We start from the raw sequence: 19,771 nt of genomic DNA, 5'->3' as shown, positions 1-19,771 counted from the left end.
GTCAGAGCACCCCCAGGCGGGCCAGCGGCTCGACCAGCTCCCGTTCCTCGTAGCTCAGGTGCGACAGCAGGGCGTCGGTCAGCAGGTTCACGGCGGCGCGCAGCTCGGCCAGCCCGTCCGGCGCGCCGACGTACGCCACCAGCGCCTTGTCGACACCCTCCAGCACCTCGTGGATGACGTGGTGCTCCTGCTCCAGGCGGTCGACGACCGGGCGCAGCCGCGGGTCGGCCTGCCGCAGTCGCGGAAAGAGCGCCTGGTCCTCGATGGTGTGGTGGGTGGTGACGACGCGGCAGTAGGACTCGCAGTACGCGCCCAACGTCCACCGGTTCTGTCGCATGGTCATCGTGTTGATCTGCGACCGCGCCGCGCCGGCATCGATCTCGCCCGCCGCGACCTGCTCGATCAGGTCGTGGATCTGCGCCAGCTCGGCGCGCAGCCCGTCGTGCACCTGCACCAGGTGCTGACCGGTGGCCTGTTCGTGCGCCGTGTAGGTGCGGGCGGGGTCGGGGGCGGGCCCGGTGGGGCGGGCCGTCTCGTCCCAGACCTGCCGGTCGCTGAGTCGGCGGCCGTCGTCGGGCGTCGGCACCACCGCGAAGGCGCCGGCGCTTACCCGGGCGCGGGCCGGCGGCGCGGTGGGCGCGACCACCGCCGCCGGCTGCGTGTCCGCAAGGACTTCGGCGGGGGTACGCACCGACGCGGCGTCCCGGTCACGCTCGGCCGAGACCAGTTCGCGGACGGCAGGCGCCACCTCGCCGGCGAACCGGCGCAGGTCGTCGGGGTCGTCGCTGGCCAGGATGAACGTGCTGATCCCGTCGCCCAGCGCCAACTCGGCCAGCTCCCGGGCCCACTGCTCGGCCGGTCCGTGCAACGGACCGCGTCCCACGGTGGCGAACGTGCCGGAGATGTTGAGCAGCCGGCGGACGTCGGCGGGTGAGCGGCCGGCCTCCTGGGCGGCGTCGTCGATGATGGTGTTGCCCCGGGCCAGGTCACCGGGTTCGAGGTAGGCCAGCGAGGGCAGCCAACCGTCGGCCCGCCGACCGGTGAGCGCGAGCATGCGCGGCTTGTACGCGCCGAGCCAGATCGGCACCGGGTGGGCGGGGGCCGGACCGCGCTTCGCGCCGACCACCCGGTGGAACTCGCCGTCGACGCGTACACCGCCGCGCGCCTCGGCGTCCCAGATCTGCCGGAGGACGTCGATGCCCTCCGCCAACGCCCGTACGCCCTGCCCGGGGGTCAGCCGCCGGCCGCCCATCGCCTCGATGGCGTCCCAGAACGCGCCCGCGCCGAGGCCGAGCGCGACCCGACCTCCGGTGAGCAGGTCGAGGCTGGCGACGCTGCGGGCGAGCACCGCGGGCGGGCGCAGCGGCAGGTTGGTGACGTTCGCGGACAGGTGCACCCGATCGGTGCGGGCGGCGACGAAGCTCAGCAGCGTCCAGGTGTCCAGGAACCGTGGCTGGTACGGGTGGTCCTGGAAGGTGACCAGGTCCAGGCCGACCTGCTCGGCCAGGACGGCGAGCCCGACGGTGCGGTCCGGATCGTCGTTGCCGGGCGTGGTGAACGAGCCGAAGACCAGGTCGTGGCCGTAGTCGCTCATGTGTGAGCCTCCTGTCGTACGCCGCGCCGTGCGATGCGCCGTGAACTCGACCTTATGTCAGACAGAACATCTCCTGCCAATAATATCTGCGAGTTCGGCTATCGTTGCGGTATGACGGGTGCCACCGGCCGGCCGGACCGGCCCGATCCGCTCGACGACGATCTGGGCTGGATGCTGGGGATCGCCTTCCGTGGTTACGTCCGGGCGGCCGAGCACGTGCTGACCGACTTTCCCGGCGGCCCGCGCGGCTATCAGGTGCTCACCGCCGCGGTCACCGGCCCGGGCCGCAATCAGGGCGCGATCGCCGAGGAGTTGGGGCTCGACCGCACCGTGCTCACCTACCTGATCGACGACCTCGAACGACCCGGGTTCGTGGCCCGGCGGCCCGACCCGGCCGACCGGCGCAGCCGGCTGGTGGACGTCACCGACGCCGGGCGGACGGCGTGGGAGCAGCGGCGCGAGGCGCTCCGACGGGTGGAGGCGCACCTGCTGGGCTCGCTCACGCCGCACGAGTCGGCGACCCTGCGGACCCTGCTGCAAAAGGTGGCCTGCTCCACCCAGGCCACCGACCCCCTCCGCGACCTCTGCGAGGCGGTAACCGAGGCACGGCCCGATCCGGCCCGAGAACGGCGTTGATCAAGAGGTTCGCGTCAGGATTCCGGCCTGCGGTGACGCGAACCTCTTGATCAACAGGGAGGGTCGGGTGGGGTCAGCGGACGTGCACGAACACCGGGTTCGAGTAGAACCACAGGTCGTCCCACGGGCTCTCCAGCCCGTCCGCGAGGGGCTCTGCCTCGTCGGTGCTGGTGCCGCGCACCCGGGCGTACGTGTCGGCCTCGACGTTACGCAGGGTGTGCCGGATGACGTAGTCGTGACCCTGACGACGCCAGTCGCGCGGGCCGAACCGGGCCACCACCTTCGTGGTGGGGTTGGTGTCGGCGTCGAGGTTGGCGCTCGGTCCGGTGATCTGGCCGACGATCAGGTCGACCCGTCGCACCTCCGGGCGGTCGCCGTTGGCGTTCACCCCGTCCAGCGGGCGGAACCGGATCTCGATCTCCACGTCGGTGCGGCTGCGCCGGTTGACGGTGATGGTCTCGCCGACCTCGGCCGTGCGTCCCTGCGACGTGGCGGTCACGTCGAGGGTGCGGATCAGGTCGCCGGTGGTCACCCAGATCCGGCCGTTGCGCAGACCGTCCATGATGTCGCCGTAGTCCTGGCGGGCGTACACGTAGGTCTTGCTGTACTCCCCCGGCCAGAAGTCCGAGCCGCCGCGCGTCCAGTGCACGTGTGAGTCGGACGTCGCGGTGATCCACCAGCGTCGGCCCTCGCCGAGGAGCGAGTCCCAGAGCCCGCCGACCCGCGCGGTCATCTGGTCGAAGCCGCCGTAGGTGGGGTGGTTGCCGTACCCGCCGCGCTTGCCGCCGTTGAGCGGACCGGCCTGGTGGCCGGGCGCGCCCTCGAACCCGATGTAGACGTCGGGCGCGGCGTTGTTGCCGTTGCGGAACTCACGCGGGGTGTCCTGGCCGTAGACGCCGAGGCCGGGGGCCGAGCGGGACGCGTGGTGGGCGATCACCAGCGGCTTGTGCGGCATGCCCCGGGCGACCTTGAGGAACTCCACCATCTTGGCCTCGGTGTCGCGGGCCGGGTCGGTGGGGAACGCGTCGTACTTGGCGAAGCGGCTCTCCAGCTCGAAGAGCTGCTTCGCCTCGTCGTCGTGGCGCGGGATCATCAGCGTGTGGTGGTCCAGCGCGGGCGCGTCGAACTCCATGCCCCAGAACTGGAGCACCTCGGGGACGAGCTTGCGCGAGCGCAGCAGGTCGGGGTACGCCTGCTCGATGTTGACCTTCGAGTGCGTCGGTCCACCGTGGTCGGTGCACATCGCCCAGGTCAGGCCGAAGTTCTTGGCCATGATGGCGTTGGTGACGATCGGGTAGACCGCGTCCGCGCCCTTGTGGAAGACGATCGGGCTCCTGGTGGTGTCGAACTCGCCGCTGTACTCGGAGTGGACGTGGTGGTCACCCGCACGCCACGACCGGTTCTTGACAGCGCCCCGGTCGGCCTCGTCGGTGCCGGGCCGGCGCTCCTCGTCGGCCCACGCCGCGCCGCCACCCACCAGCGGGCTCGCGGCGGCCAGGGTCGCGCCGACACCCGCGTACTTGACCAGCTTGCGCCGCGACAACTGGGCGCGCTCGACCTCTTCGGCTTGCTTGTCTCTCACGTCAGAGCCTCTCCTCGATCACGCGAATGCTCTTTCGATCAAGGAGCCTCGAAGAGGCCGGTGAACGGTCGCCGTACGGTGCGCGGGTACCCGGTGAACTCCCTGGCAGAGCCCGTTGAAGGGCGCGGCAGCGGGCGGCGGTGCGTGACGGCACGACAGCGGGGGCGCCAGGATCAGGGCCGCTGCCGCTCCCGCTCCACACGCGCCGACCCGGTCGTCGACGGCGCGGCGGGTGCGGTGACCACCATCGGCGCGACGTCGACGGCGGGCAGCCCGCTCCGGCCGGCGACCGGCAGGATCAGTTCGCTGCGTCCGAGATCGACACGCACGGTCGCGTCCCGGTCGTCGGCCATCGTGAACTCCGGGTCGCTCTGACCGAGCACCAGGCCGAGGACGTGCCCGGCCGGCACCACCGCGTCGTACGCGTTCAGCGGCACGGTCACCGTGTACCACCGGTCCGGCCGCAGCGGCGTGGTGAACCGCAGCGAGGCATGGTGCGCGGCGTCGAGCCAGCCCCGGGCCAGCACCGCGTGGTCGGTGACGTCGGTGACCTCCTCGGTGTCGCGGTAGCAGGCGTCGTCGGCTTCCGTGGACGCTCCCCAGCAGGACTCGGTGTCCAGCGTCCGCACCGCCCCGAACCAGCTCCGCTCGGCGGTGCCGTAGTCGACCAGACGAGCGGTCAGCTGGGTGGTCGGGCGGTCCACCCGGATGCGCAGGCGCACCGACGGGCTGCCGGAGATCCGCAGCGCGGTGTCCAGCCGACCGGAGAGGAAGACCAGCCGGCCGGCCGTCGCGGTGTGGGGCTCGGCGACCAGCATCTCCTCGGTCAGCCACTCGTCGACGTACGCCCGCTGCTGGCCGGGCCGCGCGCCGCGCCCGCCGAGGGTGCCGGTCACACCATCGCCGACGCCGAGCCGAACCCGTACGTCCCGGGTTCCGGGCGCCGGCCAGTCGCGTTGCGTCGTCCACCTGCCGGGCGCGGTCTCCAGGTCGACCCTCGGTTCGGCCATCACCCCGTTGGGCAACCCCTGCAACCAGTAGTCGAACCAGCGGTGCAGGGTCGCCACCCACTCGGCGCGTCGCACGTCGAACGGATCCTGGTGGCCGGCCTGCGAGAGCCACAGCTTGCGGGGTACGCCCCGCTCGGCCAACTCCTGCCACCAGCGGGCGAACTGGTTCGTGGTGACGTTCAGGTCGTTGAGGCCGTGCGCCACCAGGACGCTGGCCCGCACCCGGTCGGCCGACGGCCGGTAGTCGCGCTGTGCCCAGAACCCGTTGTAGTCGCCGGTCTGCTCGGCGCTGTCCGCCCGCAGCCGGGCGAGCATGCTCGCGCAGGCCTCTTCGGGGCGGCTGCTGACGTCCGAGTGCAGCCAGCCGGGATAGTCGGGCGACACCAGCGTCCCCTGGTAACGCATGTAGTCGTACCAGCTGGAGATGGCCGAGACCGGCACGATGGTGGCCAGGCCCGGCACGCCGGTGGCGGCGACCCCGTTCGCGACCGAGCCGTCCCAGGACTTGCCGATCATGCCGACCCGGCCGGTGCTCCAGCCGGCGTCGACCGGCCGCCCGTCGGCCGTGTACCCGCGCGCCCGACCGTTGAGCCAGTCCACCACCGCCCGGGCGCTGCCCACCTCCACCGGGCCGCCGACGTCCTGGCACCCGATCGAGCGCGCGGTGCCGGCCAGGTCCACCGCGACGAAGGCGTACCCGCGCGGTACGAAGTAGTTGTCGTAGAACAGCGGCACTTTCGTGATCACACCGGCCGCGTCGTACGCCTTGCGTTCGCCCTCGTTGCCCCGGCCGCAGCAGAGGTAGTAGGGCGACGCCTCCATGATGGCCGGTACCCGGACCCCTGCGGCGGCGGCCTCCCGGGGCCGGACGACGTCCACCGCGACCCGGTCGCGTACCCCGTCGCCGTCACTGTCGGTCCGGGTCTCGACCCAGACGCTCTCCCGGATCGCCTCGGCGTAGGAGTAGGCGGGGACCGTGCCGGTGCCGACGACGTGGGGTGGGGCCGGCCGGTGGCGGTCGGTCGGGTCGGCGGCCGCGGGAGCGGCGGTGAGCGCCGCGACCAGCAGGCCGGCCAGTGCGGCGGCGCTTTGGGCGCGGGTTCGGGCGGTCGGCATCGGTGTCCTCCCGGGGGTGCGACGCGTCCAGGACATTCCATCGCATCGATGCCTCTGTGCCCAGCGCCGACGTCAGATCCGTGCGCGGGGCAGCCAGCCCAGGAAGCGGTGTCGCGCGCTGGGCAGGGGCAGGGCCGGCAGATCCTGGGCGGCGGCGACGAGGCACGAGCCGAGGTAGACGGCGAGGGAGGCGCGCGCGCCGCCGAACTCGGCGAGCAGTTGGCTCTGCTTGGTCGCGCACGGCCACTCGCGGCCACACCCGGTGCAGGTCCAGCTCGGCGGGTTGGGCAGGTGCTCGGGCAGCTTGGCGCGCCGGTAGCGGCCCACGACGCTGTTGTCCGCGCGTACGTCGCGGCGTCGGGGTTCGGGCCCCTGGTTGCGGTGCGCGGGTGACCGAGGAGCGGGCAGGTAGCGCCGGACGGTGCCCAGCAGCGCCCCGACGCGGACCAGGGCGTCCGGCCCGACCTGGTGGGCCAGCAACGCCGTCAGCAGGTAGTGCCCCAGCAGGTCGAACGAGTCGCGGTTCAGCCGCAGGTCGCGGCAGAGGTCGACGAACTCGGGCGTGGTCAGCGGGACGCGGTCGTCGAGCGCGCGACGCAGCACCTCCCGCAGGGCGACGCCGAGGCTCATCAGCGCGTCGCCCTCACCCAGTCCCAGGCTGTCCTCGTCCGCCACCCGCGCCAACGCCTCGGCCACCGCCAGTCGTACGACGCGGTCCGGATCGATACTGTCCAACGACTCACCCCCGTTTGTCGGCCGGATCTCCGGCTCTGGTCCGGACGCCGGGGACGTCCGGCAGATCATGAACAAGATTTCGCTGCGACCGTCGGGGGCGACTAGGACAGCGGGCGCAGGATCGCCACGCGCGATAGCCGGAAAGCGAAGTCGGCTCGGCAATATCGCGGATCGACAGCGATGCGCGGGCCTGCTGTCGTATGGTGGAATTCCCATCAATGGATATGTGACTTAGAGGGAATTCTTCGCACGGCCCTCCGGACGCCACCACCGCCGAACCCGGTCGGCAACGCGCCGTCATCACCGGCGCGTGCGCCAGGCACGTCCCGACACACCGCCGGCACTGGCCCCCACCCGGCGGTCTCTTCCCCGGACGGAGTCAGCGGATGACGTCACCAGTGCAGACCCGAGGATTCGACAGTCACGACCCCGAGGCCATCCACCGCTTCCTGGCCCGCACCTACACCGCCGGCCTCCGCATCCGTGCCGGCGAGACGGGCTATCGCCTGGTCCACCGACGCGTCGACGCCGGGCCGTTCGCCCTCGCCACCACCGGCCAGAGCGCTCATCTCGACATCGAGGTGGACGACATCGACGGGCTGATCGTCTGTCGTTCCCGCAGCGCCCGGATCAGCCGCGTCGCCGAGGGGGTGCCCCACCGCCTGGGACCGGGTGACGTGTTCCTCACCAACCGACCGGGTGAGCCGTTCGCCCTGCGCTGGGAGCCCGGCGAGGTGGAACTCTGCGTCCTGGACCTCGGGGTGCTCACCCAGGTGGCCACCGCCGCGCCGGCCCGACGGCCCGGCCCGATCCGGTTCACCGACCTCGGCCGCGTCGACGCGGCCCTCGCCCGGCAGTGGCGGCGGACCACCAGGTACGTGCACGACGTCGTCCTGGACAACCCGATCACCAGCGCCCAGCCGCTGGTGATCGGCAGCGCCGCCCGGATGCTCGCCGCGGCGGCGCTCGCGATCTTTCCCAACACGGCGTTCACCGACGACACCGCCGGGGACCGCCAGGACGCCACTACCGCGACGGTGCGTCGCGCCGTCGCCTTCATGGAGGAGAACGCCGACCGGGACATCAGCGCCGCCGACATCGCCACCGCCGCCGCGGTCTCCCTGCGCGCGGTGCAGCTCGCGTTCCGCCGTCACCTCGGCACCACCCCGATGGCGTACCTGCGCCGGATCCGGCTCGACCGGGCGCACCACGACCTGATCCGGGCCGATCCCCGACAGGAGACCGTGTCGGCCATCGCCAGCCGCTGGGGGTTCGTCAGCCACAGCAGGTTCACCGCCCGGTACCACGCCAGCTACGGGGTGCCGCCCCGCGAGACGCTGCATGCCTGAGGTGGCCCGGGCGTACGCCTTGTGAGGCGTCGTGGCACCGACGACAATCGATGCCGTGCCGATCCGGCCGAGGACGACGCTCCCGCTGGCCGGCCTGCCGCTGGCGGGCCTGCTGCTGCTCGCCGCCTGCGGCACCTCGCCCGGGCCCACCGGCGACTCGACCGACGACACCCGATCGGCCTCCGCCGCGCCGGCCGCCTCCGCTGCCACCTCGTCCGCCGCCTCCCCCGCCACCTTCGACAAGGCGCTGCACGACGAATTGGTCGCGATGCTGGAGCGCGACCAGGCCGACCGTAACGGCACCCCGCAGACCGAGTCCGACCAGGCGCGCACCGTCCGCCTCAAGGAGATCATCCGTAACCACGGCTGGCCGACCTTCGCTCTCGTCGGCGAGGACGGCGGCAACGCCGCGTGGGCCATCGCCCAGCACTCCGACCTGGATCCCGCATTCCAGCAGGAGGCGTTGGAGCTGTTGCGCGCCGCCGTCGCCGCCCGCCAGGCGTCGCCGGGCAACCTCGCCTACCTGGAGGACCGGGTCGCGGCGGGCAAGGGCGAACCCCAGGTGTACGGGACACAGATCCGCTGCGGGCCGGACGGTCCGGTCCCGGCGACCCCGATCCGGGACGAGGCGGGCGTCGAGGGGCGCCGCGCCGAGGCCGGCCTGCCCACCCTCGCGAGCTACCTCGCCGAGATGACGACGATCTGCGCCCAGAACGGCGGCTAGGGCCGCTCGACGGCCCGTTCCTGGGTGCGCTCGCGGGCGGCCCGCACCTCGGGCACCGAGGCTTCCAGCAGGTCGGCGAGGCCACGGAGCTGCTCGGCGACCCGGGCGCCGAGCGGGGTGAGCGTGTACTCGACGCGCGGCGGGATCGCGGTGAGCACCTCGCGGGTCAGCATCCCGTCGCGTTCCAGCGTCTGCAGGGTCTGCGAGAGCATCCGCTCACTGACCCCCTCGACGCGCCGCCGCAGGGCGTTGAAGCGGTAGCTGCCCTCGCCGAGCGCCAGCAGGGCGAGCGAGGCCCACTTCGAGGTGACGTCCTCGAAGGCGGCACGGGACGTGCAGCTGCGCGCGAAGACATCGCTGACGAATTCCTGGGTAGGCCCCGCCGGGTCCCGGGCCGGCATGTCGGTCACGTCACCAGGGTACCCGATACTTACTGAGAAGCCGGTGCTATAGATTCGTAAGTGCTTACTAGTAGTCACCGCACATCGGAGGTCCCCATGCCCACCTACGCCGTCACCGGCGCCACCGGCCGCCTCGGCCGGCTGGTGATCGCGCACCTGCTCGACGCCGGTGTGCCCGCCGCCGAGATCGCCGCCGTCGTGCGCAGCCCGCAGAAGGCCGCCGACCTGGCCGCGCGCGGCGTCGAGATCCGTCAGGCCGACTACGACGACCCGTCGACGCTGCCCGGCGCCGTGGCCGGCGTACGCCGCCTGTTGCTCATCTCCGGGGACACCCCCGGGCAGCGGGTCCCCCAGCACACCGCGGTCATCGAGGCCGCTCGGCTCGCCGGGGTCGAGCGCGTGGTCTACACCAGCATCCTGAAGGCCGACACGACCACGAACCCGCTCGCTTCCGAGCACAAGGCCACCGAGGAGGTGCTGGCCGCGTCCGGGCTGTCGTACACGGTGCTGCGCAACGGCTGGTACACCGAGAACTACACCGATCAGCTCCCGCAGTACCTGAGCAGCGGCACCATCCTCGGCGCCACCGGCGGAAGCAAGGTCTCCGCCGCACCCCGGACCGACTACGCGGCCGCCGCGGCGGCGGCGCTGACCCGGGACGAGGACGGCAACGCCGTCTACGAGCTGGGCGGCACCGCGTTCACCTTCGACGAGCTGGCCGACGCCGTCACCGAGGTCACCGGCACCACCGTCGTGCACCGGGACATGTCGACCGCCGACCTGGCCTCCGCGCTGCAGAACGTCGGGCTCGACGCCGGCACCGCCGGGTTCGTGGCCGCCCTCGACCACTCGATCGCCATCGGCGAACTGGCCACCGAGAGCGACGACCTCGGCCGGTTGATCGGCCGGCCCCCGACCGGGCTGCGCGACGCCGTCCGCGCCGCGCGCGCCTGACCGGCCGAGGCCGGTCCGGGTCTCGTGGTGACGGCGGGCGACGGGGGCGCACCCACCGTCGCCCGCCCGGTCAGCCGGGGGTCAGCAGGCCGGTCAGCAGGCTGCGCAGCGTCCGCCCGAAGAGGTCCGTCGGTGGCGTCGGCGGCCCGACCCGGCCGAGGGCCGCGACGAGATGGGGGTACGCCCCGAGGTCGACGCCCGCGAAACTCGGTGACCCGGCCGCGGCCTCGCTGCGGGCGAACAGGCTCACCACGCCGGTCAGCACGGCGATCGCCTCGAACTTCGCGGTGACGGGACAGCGTACGGGCGCCAGGATCCGGAGGCAGTTGTCGAACCAGGCCAGGCTCTCCGGGCCGACGCCCGACGGCCGTTGGATCACGTCCACCAGCCACGGGTGGGCGCGGAACAGGGCCAACTGCTGCCGGGCCACCAGCAGCATCTCGTCCCGCCAGTCGTCCTGCTCCGGCGGGTACGGCCGCAACTCCCCCACCACCCGGTCGGTCATCAGGTCGAGCAGGTCGTCCCGGGACGACAGATATCGGTAGAGCGATCCGGCGGCGGTGCCGAGCGCGCCCGCGACGGCCCGCATCGAGACCGCGCCCAGCCCCTCGGTGTCGGCCAGGCTGATCGCCGCCGCGACGATCGCCTCCCGGCTGTGCGTCGGCGCGGGGCCACGGGTTCCCCGTTCGGGTCTGGCCCAGATCGGCTGCCGACCGGCCGCGCGGTCGCCCGGCCTCCCCGCTGCGTCGGTCACCGATCCACTCTAGGGCCTGCCACGGGGTTCGCCGCTCAGGTGCCGCGCGGCCCGGCACTCCTTACCCGAAAGGCACTAGGCTGGTCGCCATGCTTCCGTGCCGCCACGACGACCGGAGGTGGGCCCGCGCGGCGACCTCGGCACCGACCGACGGATCGACCGCCCGGTGAGCGGACCGTCCGCTCCCGCACAACGAGGTGACCGGGCACGCACCGGCGGTCGCCGGCCCCCGGTGACCGACGCCTGCGCTCGGCTCGCCCGCTCGCGGCCGTTCGAGATCGGCATCGTCGTCGTCATCCTCGCCAACGGGATCGTCCTCGGTGTGGAGACGTACGAGGGACTGTTCCCCGGGACCGGCGCGCTGCACGCGCTGGAACTGTTCTTCCGCGCCGTCTTCACCGTCGAGATCCTCATCCGGTTGGCCGCGTACGGCCGGCGTCCACAGGACTTCTTCCGGCACGGCTGGAACGTCTTCGACTTCGTCGTGATCGCCGCCATCTTCGTACCGGGCCTGCACGGCGACGCGGCGCTGCTGCGGGTGGTGCGGGTCGCCCGGATGGTCCGGCTGGTGCGGTTCTCGCCCGGCCTGCGGACCATCGTCTCCGCGCTGTGGCGCAGCCTGCCCGGCGTCACCGGCTTCCTCGCGCTGGCCGTGGTGACGCTCTACGTGTACGGGATGGCCGGCTGGCTGATCTTCGGCGACCGGTACCCCGACGAGTACGGGGACATCGGCCGGTCGCTGCTCACACTGTTCGTGCTGCTGTCGCTGGAGACGCTGCCGGACCTGATCGAGCAGGGTCTGGCCATCTCGCCGTGGACGTTGCTCTACTACGTCAGCTACGTGGTGATCACCGTCAACCTGCTGCTCAACATCCTCATCGCGGTCATCGTCAACTCCATGGAGGAGGCCCGCCGCCTGGAGATGACCGAGCGGTTGGCCCCCGGCTACGACGAGGACGGCGACGGCGTACCCGACGAGGTGGACCGCATCGCGCTCACCCAGCGGCTGGACGACCTGCGGGCGGTCATCGGCGAGTTGGAGCGGGAGTTGCGGATCGACCGGGACGACACCCACGGCCGACCGCACCGCGTGCAGGCCCGCTCCGAACGATGACCCGCGCCCGTCCGCACGGGTAGCGTGGAACCGCCATGGACACCGAGCACACCGCGATCCGTGCGGACCTGCTGCGCCGGCGCGCCGAGACCACCGCCGAGATCACCGCGCTCGAAGCCGACCTGCGGAGCCTGTTCGAGGCGTCCCGGTCGTCGAACGCCGACGACGAACACGACCCCGAGGGCAGCACCATCGCGTTCGAGCGCGCACAACTCAGCGCCGTCCTGGACGCGGCACGTCGACGCCTCGCCGAACTGGACGAGGCCCTGAACCGGGTCGCGGCGGGCGGTTACGGCGTCTGCGAACGGTGCTCCCGTCCGATCCCCGCCGAGCGTCTCGCCGCCCGCCCGTCGGCGCGTACCTGCGTCGCCTGCGCCAGCCGCCGATGACGGTGGCGGCGCCCGCGGGCCGGCTGGCCGGCGGACGCCGCGCGGTCGGTGCCGGGCGGGCCGCCGGGACGGCTCCCGGTCAGCCGACGGTGGGACTGCGTCGTTCCAACAGGACGACGTCCCGCCAGCGGTCGTGGTGGCGGCCGATCCGCTCGCGCACGCCGATGGCACGGAACCCGGCCCGCCGGTGCAGGGCCAGGCTGGCGGTGTTCTCGGGGAAGATGCCGGACTGGATCGTCCAGATGCCGGCGGCCTCGGTCGAGGTGATCAGCGCGTCGAGCAACAGCCGACCGACGCCACGACCCTGAGCCGCCGGGTCGACGTAGACGGAGTGCTCGACGACGCCGGCGTAGACCGGGCGGGTCGACGTCGGGGTGACGGCGACCCAACCGAGCACGAGGCCGTCGGCGACGGCCACGAACCGGTGCGCGGCGAGACGGCTGGCGTCGAACGCCGCCCAGGTCGGTGCGGTGACCTCGAAGCTGGCGTCCCCGCCGTCGAGGCCGAGCTGGTAGATCGCCAGGACGCGGTCGGCGTCGCCGGGGTTCATCGGTCGCAGGGTCATCTCGGCCACGGTGGGGCTCCGATCTGTGCGTGGGACACGTTGCCTCGACGGTGTCGCGGGTCTGTCGTCTCAGACAGTTGTACCGTGCGGGGACACCGGCTCCGCGCCGCGCTCACCGACGTCCCGCACGTCCGGCGTCCGCTCGCCGAAAGATGTGATGTATCGATTCGACGGCGCCGGCCCGCCCGGTCGGCTCGTTGAGCGGCGAATGCGAACGTCGAACCTTCCCCGCAACTCGCAGGTTCCCTTACCACAACCCGGCCGCAACGGCGTGAGCCGTCGTGAGCGACCATCGTCGTCCACTGCGGAGAGCGCGACCAAACGTTAGACGTCTATGCGTATCGGCCCGATGGCGTCGTTGACGCGGCCAAACCGCCCTCCGTATACTCCAAATGATCATCTGATCTTTAGCCGAGCCGGGCGAGGAGCGCATGCCGCAGATCACTGGCGTCACCGTCGAGGACGTCCGCTTTCCCACCTCGCTGACCGCTGACGGGTCCGACGCCATGAACAAGGACGGCGACTACTCGGCGGCCTACGTCATCCTGCACACCGACGGCGTCGACAGCGCCGGCGTGCCGCTGGCGGGTCACGGCCTCACCTTCACCATCGGTCGGGGCAACGACATCGTCGTGGCGGCGGCGGCACACCAGGCCCATCGCCTGGTGGGCCTGGACGTGGCCACGATGGCCGCCGACATGGGCGCGGTCTACCGCCTGCTCACCTCCGACACCCAACTGCGCTGGCTCGGCCCGGAGAAGGGCGTCGTCCACCTGTCCCTGGCGGCCGTGCTGAACGCGGCCTGGGATCTGGTCGCGCGACTGGCCGACAAGCCGCTGTGGCGGCTGCTCACCGACATGTCCCCCGAACAACTCGTCGACATCGCGGACCTGCGCTACCTGTCCGACGCGCTGACCCGGGACGAGGCGCTGGCCATCCTGCGGGCCCAGCAGAGCACCAAGGCCGACCGTCTGGCCGAGCTCGCGCGCACCGGCTACCCGGCGTACACCACCTCGGCGGGCTGGCTCGGGTACGGCGACGAGAAGCTGCGCCGACTGTGCCAGGAGGCCGTCGACTCCGGCTACGGTTACGTCAAGCTCAAGGTGGGCGCCGACCTCGACGACGATATCCGCCGGTGCACCATCGCCCGCGAGATCCTCGGTCCGGACCGCAACCTGATGCTCGACGCCAACCAGGTGTGGGACGTCGACCAGGCCATCGAGTGGGTCAACGCGCTGGCCCGCTTCACACCACTGTGGATCGAGGAGCCGACGAGCCCGGACGACATCCTGGGCCACGCGGCCGTGCGCCGCGCGGTGGCTCCCGTCGGCGTCGCCACCGGCGAGCACTGCCATAACCGGGTGATGTTCAAGCAGTTGTTCCAGGCCGAGGCCATCGACTTCTGCCAGTTGGACACCGGCCGGCTGGCCAGCATCAACGAGATCGTCGCGGTGCTGCTGCTCGCCGCGAAGTTCGGCGTTCCGGTGTGCCCGCACGCCGGCGGAGTCGGGCTCTGCGAGATGGTCCAGCACGTGTCGGTGCTCGACTACGTCGCGGTCTCCGGCGATCTCACCGGCCGGGTCACCGAGTTCGTCGACCACCTGCACGAGCACTTCACCGACCCGTGTGTCATCCGGGACACCGGTTGGGGCAGCGGGTACGTCCTGCCCGACACGCCCGGCTACTCCACCCGTATGCACCCCGAGTCGATCGAACGGTACCGGTTCCCGGACGGGCGCTACTGGGCCTCGACCGAGGCGGCTACCGTGTCATCTCCGGAGCCGTACGTGATCGCGGGTGGAACGGCCACCCCCGCCGGCCGCTAGGAGGTGTCATGTCCCGCACCGACGAGGTGGTGAACGGCATCAAGCGGATGATCCTCGAAGGGACCTTCAAACCCGGGGATCGGCTGCCCATCGAGAAGGACCTCGCCGAGTCCCTCGGCGTCTCACGGGGCTCGCTGCGCGAGGGCATGTCGGCGCTGTCGATCCTCGGCATCGTCAACATCCGCCAGGGTGACGGCACGTACGTCACGAACCTCGACGCGCCCCAACTGCTGGCCCCGATGGGCTTCGTGGTCGACTTTCAGGGGCAGGGCGACGGTCGGCACATCCACACCGTCCGCCGCCTGCTCGAGTGCGAGGCCGCCCGGTTGGCCGCGACCAGGATCACCGACGAGGCTCTCGCTCAGGCCGGGGAACTGCTCGACGAGGCGGCGCGGATCGCCGGCCGGTCGCCGCAGGACCACGAACGCATCATGGAAATCGACATCGCGTTCCACCGGATCATCGCCGCGCACGCCGACAACCCGGTGCTCATCGGCTTGATCGAGGCGTTCGCCGGGCGCACCCTGCGCGGACGGCTCTGGCGGAGCCTGCACGAGGAGGGCGCCGACCGGCGTACCCACGACGAGCACGTGGCGATCCTCAAGGCCCTCCGGGCGCGCGACCCGGAGCGGGCCCGCACCCGGATGGCCAACCACCTCATCGGTGTCGAGGAATCGCTCCAGGGGCTGCCCGACGAGGGCTGAACGACGCACGCGGGTGACCGCCCGCCCGTGCCGCGCGTCGGTCGGACCGCTGCCGGTCCACCTGGCGCGCTCACGGGCGGGCGATCCCCGTCACCGCTCGTCCCGCTCCGCGGCCATGCTCCCGGTCATTGCCGCGACCAGATCGTCGGTGGTGACCTCGTCGGCGCGCAGCCGAGCCGCCCGCCGGCCGAGACGTAGCACCTCCACCCGGTCGGCGATCTCCAACACCTGCGGCATGTTGTGGCTCACCAGCACCACCGACATGCCCGCCTCGCGAGCCCGCCGGACGACGTCGAGCACCCGCTCGGTCTGCACGACGCCCAGCGCGGCGGTGGGCTCGTCGAGGATGACCACGTTCGTCGCCCAGATGATCGCCCGGGCCACGGCGACGCACTGCCGCTGCCCGCCGGACAGCATCGCGATCGGCGTGGTGACCCGGGGAATCCGTACACCCAGCTCGTCGAGGGCCGCAGCGGCACCCTGCCGCATGGCCCGCTTGTCCAGCAGCCCCAGCCGACCGAGCAGCCCGGTGCGCAGGATCTCCCGCCCGAGGTAGAGGTTGGCGGCGACGCTGAGGTCGTCGGCGACCGCGAGATCCTGGTAGACGGTCTCCACCCCCGCGCGCCGGGCGTCCACCGGAGTCGCGAAGTGGACCGGGCGTCCACCGACCCGGATCTCTCCCTCGTCCGGCGCGTGTACGCCGGACAGCGTCTTGACCAGCGTGCTCTTGCCGGCACCGTTGTCGCCGATGAGCGCGACGACCTCGCCCCGGTGGACGGTGAAGTCGGCGCCGCGCAGCGCTTCGACGTGGCCGAACCGCTTCACGATCCCGCGGGCTTCCAGAACCGGCGGCTCCTCGGGAGACCGCTGCTGGTCGCTGTCGGCCGTCGGCGCGGAGGTCGTCGCCATCACTGCACCGGGGGGTTGGCGCAGCTCGGCTCGAGAACCGCCTTGATCTCCGCCGAGTCGATGTTCTTCTTGGTGACGAAGGTGACCCCGGTGTCCGCCGACGCCAGCGGCGCCTTGTCCCGCAGGTGCTTGACCATCTTGTCGACGCCGAAGTAGCCCATCTTGAAGGGGTTCTGCACGACCAACGCCGAGATCTGGCCGTTGCGCAGCCCGGCGATCTCGTCGGGGGCGGCGTCCCAGCCGATGATGACCACCTTGCCGGACTTGCCCGCCGCCTGGATCGCCTGCGCCGCGCCGAGCACGCTCGGCTCGTTGGCCGCGAAGATGCCGGCGAGGTTGGGGTTCGCGGTGAGGATGTTCTCGGTGACCCGCCGTGCCTCGTTCACGTCGCTGCGGCTGGGCTGCTGGCCGACCAGCTTGAGGTTGGGGAACTGCTTCAGGCCCTCCTTGAAGCCGTCGACCCGCTCGGTGTTGGTCTGCGAGCCGGGCTGGAACTCCACCAGCGCCACGTCGTGGTTGCCGGGGCCCAGCTCGGTGGCGAGCAGCTTCGCCGCCTCGACGGCCGACGCCTTGTTGTCGGTGGCGAAGAGCGGCACGCTCGACGGCTGCGGGCTGGTGCCGGAGTCGATCATCGCGACCGGGATGTTCGCGCCGATCGCCTGGTCGGTCGCCGGCGCCAACGCGCGGGAGTCGGTGGCCGCGTAGACGATCCCGTCGACCTTCTTGGTGACGAAGTTCTGGATCAGGTTGACCTGACCTTCGACGTCGGTCTCGGTGGTCACCCCGTCCCACTGGACGGTGACGTTGCCGGCGCGCTGCGCGGCGCACTCGGCGCCCGCCTTCACGGTGTTCCAGTAGTCGGCGCCGACGGCCTTGGGCACGACGGCGAGCTTCAGCGGTCCGGACGCGTCCTTGGTCGCGCCGTCGCCTCCGTCGCGGACCTCGACTCCACCGCAGGCGCTGAGCAGAGCGGTCGCCGCGGCGGCGGCGAGGATGGCCTGCGCGCGCAGGAGTCGACCTCGTGGACGTCGGCTGGTGGTGGTGTGTGCCATGGTGTTCGTCCTTCCTCAGGTGAGTTCAGGGAACGGCAGGTCAGCCCCGTGACTCCAGCCGCCGACGGCGGTACTGGTCGAAGTAGACGGCAGCCCAGATGATCAGGCCGACGATCACCTGCTGGTAGTGGATGCTGATGTCGAGCAGGACGGCGCCGTTGCGGACCAGCGCGATGAGGAAGGCGCCGATAATGGTCCCGACGATCCGGCCCTGCCCGCCGAACAGGCTGGCGCCGCCGATGACCGCGGCGGCGATGACGTCGAGCTCCAGCGAGATGCCGTAGTTCGGCTGACCGGAGTTGACCCGGGAGGCGGCGATCATGCCGCCGAGGCCGACCAGGACGCCTGCCAGGACGTACACGTAGGTCAGGTGACGGCCCACCGCGATGCCGGAGCGGCGCGCGGCCTCCAGGTTGGAGCCCATCGCGTAGGTGTACTGCCCGAACCAGGTCTGCGAGAGCAGGAAGGCGACCCCGACGGCGACCACGGCGGTGATCACGACGGCGAAGGGAATGCCGATGATCTCCCCGTTGCCGAGGAGCTGGAACGACTTGGGCAGCCCGTAGACGCCGACCGCGCCGGTGATGATGAAGACCAGCCCTCGGCCGACCGACATCGTGCCCAGCGTCGCGATGAACGGGGGGATCCGGGCGACGGTGACCAGCAACCCGTTCAGCAGTCCCGCCAGGGCGCCGACGCCGATCGCGACGGCCGTCGCCGCGAGGAGCGGAAAGCCCAGATCCCGGACGACCATCGCGCCCGCCACGCCGGCGAGCGCGGCGACCGAGCCGACCGAGAGGTCGATCCCCTTGGTGATGATCACCATCGTCTGCGCGGCGGCGATGATGGCGATCACCGCGGTCTGCGCGCCGATGTTGAACAGGTTGTCCGCGGTCAGGAAGTAGGGGCTGGCGAAGCTCAGCGCGATGAACAGGACGATGAGCGCGGTCGCGGCGGTGAACTCGGACAGCGCGTGGGAGATGCGCTCGCGCAGCCAGTCGTTGAGCGCTCCGCCCTGGGCCTGCCCGGTCGCCTCGGCGGCACTCATCGGACGGCCCGGCTCTCGTCCACTGTGTTCTCTGGTCGGCGCGCGCCCCCGCCGGTGATCGACGCTGTCCTTCGCAACCGGACCTCCCCAGGAAGTCACGCACGGGTCACACCCGCAGCGCTCGCACGATAGATCAGATGTTTCCGGTGATCAGGCGTTACCTTGCCATGGTCACACTCGTGTTGCCAAGGTCTTACCGGCATGTTGTGGCATCGTTATGCGCGTCGCGGAAACGATACGTCGGACCAAAACTCGTTGCCTCTGACCGGGTGCTGGTGAGCGTCGTGTCCGGACGCACTGGTAGCGGTAACGTCCAACCTCGACGGTGCGGACATCGTCATCGAAGGGGCTCGCTGGCCGGCACCCGCTCGCCTTGAGCATGTTATCGATAACATGCTATGTTCCGCCAAGGAGTCGAGGGCACGTCCCTCCGTTCGGAATCATCGGCACCTCGAAGGGCATCGGGTCCCCTGACCCGGTCGACGGCCGGTGACCTGTCCGAGCCACACCTGTCCGGCGTACGCCGTGTTTCCGCGACCGCGCACGCGGTCGCCCTTCGTGACGTCCGCCCCGCAGGCATCGCCGATGTCGACCGCCGGACCGCTCCGGGCACCGCCGAATCCCGCCCCGAACGGGTCCCCCGGGCAGCCCACCACCTTTCGGGCAGCCCCGACCTCGACTCCGCCGCCACCATTTGTCGAAAGGCAGGACCATGGACAAGATCCCCGACGAACGCGCACCGCGACCCCGGTTCCGGGGCCGTCGGGTGCTGGTGCCGCTCGCGGCCACCCTCGCGGCGGTCGCCGCGACGGTGGCGGTGACCTCCACCGCCAACGCCGGCACCACGCTGGGCGCCTCGGCGGCCGAGAAGGGCCGCTACTACGGCGCCGCGGTACCCGCCTTCAAGCTGTCCGACAGCCAGTTCGCGGGCATCGTGAACCGGGAGTTCAACCAGCTCACTCCCGAGAACGAGATGAAGTGGGACGCCACCGAGCCCCAGCAGGGTCGGTTCAACTACAGCGGCGGCGACCAGATCGTCGCGCACGCGCAGTCGCACGGCATGATCGTGCGGGGCCACACGCTGCTCTGGTACCAGCAGCAGCCGGGCTGGGCGCAGGGCATGTCCGGCACCGCGCTGCGCAACGCCGCCATCAACCACGTCACCCAGGTCGCCACCCACTACCGGGGCAAGATCTACGCCTGGGACGTGGTGAACGAGGCGTTCGCCGACGGCGGCAGCGGCGGCCGACGCGACTCGAACCTGCAGCGCACCGGCAACGACTGGATCGAAGCGGCGTTCCGCGCCGCC

Annotated in this window: 19 protein-coding genes; 9 read left to right on the top strand and 10 right to left on the bottom strand. The window is 71.6% G+C overall.

Annotation, left to right across the window (positions count from 1 at the left end):
- Position 1: 1 nt before the first annotated feature.
- Positions 2–1,594 carry an LLM class flavin-dependent oxidoreductase gene (locus AC3EN4_RS25545; RefSeq protein WP_435208383.1) on the bottom strand — a complete coding sequence of 531 codons (1,593 nt, stop codon included), beginning with the start codon at positions 1,592–1,594 and terminating at the stop codon, positions 2–4.
- Positions 1,595–1,705: 111 nt separating this feature from the next.
- On the opposite strand from AC3EN4_RS25545, the gene AC3EN4_RS25540 reads away from it, so the two are divergent.
- Positions 1,706–2,230 carry a MarR family winged helix-turn-helix transcriptional regulator gene (locus tag AC3EN4_RS25540; RefSeq protein ID WP_435208381.1) on the top strand — a complete coding sequence of 175 codons (525 nt, stop codon included), beginning with the start codon at positions 1,706–1,708 and terminating at the stop codon, positions 2,228–2,230.
- Between the two features lie 73 nt (positions 2,231–2,303).
- Here the strand turns inward: AC3EN4_RS25540 and AC3EN4_RS25535 are convergent, their stop codons facing one another.
- The 3 genes from AC3EN4_RS25535 to AC3EN4_RS25525 form a co-directional block, all read right to left on the bottom strand.
- The gene (locus tag AC3EN4_RS25535) at positions 2,304–3,812 is read right to left on the bottom strand and encodes a CehA/McbA family metallohydrolase domain-containing protein (protein ID WP_435208379.1); all 1,509 of its coding nucleotides are present in this window, start codon (positions 3,810–3,812) and stop codon (positions 2,304–2,306) included.
- A gap of 173 nt (positions 3,813–3,985) precedes the next feature.
- Positions 3,986–5,938, bottom strand: a complete 1,953-nt coding sequence (locus AC3EN4_RS25530) for a Xaa-Pro dipeptidyl-peptidase (RefSeq protein ID WP_435208377.1) — start codon at positions 5,936–5,938, stop codon at positions 3,986–3,988.
- A gap of 72 nt (positions 5,939–6,010) precedes the next feature.
- The gene (locus tag AC3EN4_RS25525; RefSeq protein ID WP_435208375.1) at positions 6,011–6,673 is read right to left on the bottom strand and encodes a hypothetical protein; all 663 of its coding nucleotides are present in this window, start codon (positions 6,671–6,673) and stop codon (positions 6,011–6,013) included.
- Positions 6,674–7,059: 386 nt separating this feature from the next.
- Here AC3EN4_RS25525 and AC3EN4_RS25520 point away from each other — a divergent pair, with 386 nt between their 5' ends.
- Together AC3EN4_RS25520 and AC3EN4_RS25515 are read left to right on the top strand one after the other, a co-directional pair.
- On the top strand, positions 7,060–8,022 hold the full coding sequence (locus AC3EN4_RS25520) for an AraC family transcriptional regulator (RefSeq protein ID WP_435208373.1): 963 nt from the start codon (positions 7,060–7,062) through the stop codon (positions 8,020–8,022).
- A gap of 55 nt (positions 8,023–8,077) precedes the next feature.
- The gene (locus AC3EN4_RS25515) at positions 8,078–8,746 is read left to right on the top strand and encodes a DUF6624 domain-containing protein (protein ID WP_435208372.1); all 669 of its coding nucleotides are present in this window, start codon (positions 8,078–8,080) and stop codon (positions 8,744–8,746) included.
- On the opposite strand, the gene AC3EN4_RS25510 is transcribed toward AC3EN4_RS25515, so the two are convergent.
- Positions 8,743–9,147 (bottom strand): winged helix-turn-helix transcriptional regulator, encoded by a 405-nt coding sequence (locus AC3EN4_RS25510; RefSeq protein WP_435208506.1) that lies wholly within the window; start codon positions 9,145–9,147, stop codon positions 8,743–8,745. The genes AC3EN4_RS25515 and AC3EN4_RS25510 overlap by 4 nt on opposite strands.
- Positions 9,148–9,243: 96 nt before the next feature.
- Here AC3EN4_RS25510 and AC3EN4_RS25505 point away from each other — a divergent pair, with 96 nt between their 5' ends.
- A complete protein-coding gene (locus AC3EN4_RS25505; RefSeq protein WP_435208370.1) occupies positions 9,244–10,101 on the top strand; it encodes an SDR family oxidoreductase in 858 nt (285 codons plus the stop codon).
- Positions 10,102–10,171: 70 nt separating this feature from the next.
- On the opposite strand, the gene AC3EN4_RS25500 is transcribed toward AC3EN4_RS25505, so the two are convergent.
- Positions 10,172–10,855 carry a TetR/AcrR family transcriptional regulator gene (locus AC3EN4_RS25500; protein WP_435208369.1) on the bottom strand — a complete coding sequence of 228 codons (684 nt, stop codon included), beginning with the start codon at positions 10,853–10,855 and terminating at the stop codon, positions 10,172–10,174.
- A 97-nt stretch (positions 10,856–10,952) separates the two neighbouring features.
- On the opposite strand from AC3EN4_RS25500, the gene AC3EN4_RS25495 reads away from it, so the two are divergent.
- Both AC3EN4_RS25495 and AC3EN4_RS25490 read left to right on the top strand, forming a co-directional pair.
- Positions 10,953–11,969, top strand: a complete 1,017-nt coding sequence (locus AC3EN4_RS25495; protein WP_435208367.1) for an ion transporter — start codon at positions 10,953–10,955, stop codon at positions 11,967–11,969.
- Between the two features lie 35 nt (positions 11,970–12,004).
- Positions 12,005–12,358: a TraR/DksA family transcriptional regulator gene (locus AC3EN4_RS25490; protein WP_435208365.1), complete on the top strand. Its 354-nt coding sequence runs from the start codon at positions 12,005–12,007 to the stop codon at positions 12,356–12,358.
- 79 nt (positions 12,359–12,437) lie between these two features.
- Here AC3EN4_RS25490 and AC3EN4_RS25485 read toward each other — a convergent pair whose 3' ends face one another.
- Positions 12,438–12,932: a GNAT family N-acetyltransferase gene (locus AC3EN4_RS25485; RefSeq protein ID WP_435208363.1), complete on the bottom strand. Its 495-nt coding sequence runs from the start codon at positions 12,930–12,932 to the stop codon at positions 12,438–12,440.
- A gap of 422 nt (positions 12,933–13,354) precedes the next feature.
- On the opposite strand from AC3EN4_RS25485, the gene AC3EN4_RS25480 reads away from it, so the two are divergent.
- On the top strand, positions 13,355–14,749 hold the full coding sequence (locus AC3EN4_RS25480; RefSeq protein WP_435208361.1) for an enolase C-terminal domain-like protein: 1,395 nt from the start codon (positions 13,355–13,357) through the stop codon (positions 14,747–14,749).
- A gap of 8 nt (positions 14,750–14,757) precedes the next feature.
- Positions 14,758–15,453 carry a FadR/GntR family transcriptional regulator gene (locus AC3EN4_RS25475; protein WP_266241432.1) on the top strand — a complete coding sequence of 232 codons (696 nt, stop codon included), beginning with the start codon at positions 14,758–14,760 and terminating at the stop codon, positions 15,451–15,453.
- Positions 15,454–15,543: 90 nt separating this feature from the next.
- Here the strand turns inward: AC3EN4_RS25475 and AC3EN4_RS25470 are convergent, their stop codons facing one another.
- Genes AC3EN4_RS25470 through AC3EN4_RS25460 form a run of 3 tightly spaced genes read right to left on the bottom strand, consistent with a single transcriptional unit; the run spans position 15,544 to position 18,462 of the window.
- The gene (locus AC3EN4_RS25470; protein WP_422739804.1) at positions 15,544–16,362 is read right to left on the bottom strand and encodes an ATP-binding cassette domain-containing protein; all 819 of its coding nucleotides are present in this window, start codon (positions 16,360–16,362) and stop codon (positions 15,544–15,546) included.
- Positions 16,362–17,414, bottom strand: coding sequence for an ABC transporter substrate-binding protein (locus AC3EN4_RS25465; RefSeq protein WP_435208359.1), 1,053 nt, complete (start codon positions 17,412–17,414; stop codon positions 16,362–16,364). Before AC3EN4_RS25465 ends, AC3EN4_RS25470 begins: the two co-directional genes overlap by 1 nt.
- A 40-nt stretch (positions 17,415–17,454) precedes the next feature.
- Positions 17,455–18,462 (bottom strand): ABC transporter permease, encoded by a 1,008-nt coding sequence (locus AC3EN4_RS25460; RefSeq protein WP_435208358.1) that lies wholly within the window; start codon positions 18,460–18,462, stop codon positions 17,455–17,457.
- 712 nt (positions 18,463–19,174) lie between these two features.
- Here AC3EN4_RS25460 and AC3EN4_RS25455 point away from each other — a divergent pair.
- Positions 19,175–19,771, top strand: a 597-nt coding sequence (locus AC3EN4_RS25455) for an endo-1,4-beta-xylanase (protein ID WP_435208356.1), incomplete at its 3' end; no start/stop codon positions are given.

It is taken from the genome of Micromonospora sp. bgisy143, assembly GCF_057708145.1.
Note: the sequence above shows the minus strand (reverse complement) of the source record. Positions and strands in the feature narration are given on the sequence as shown.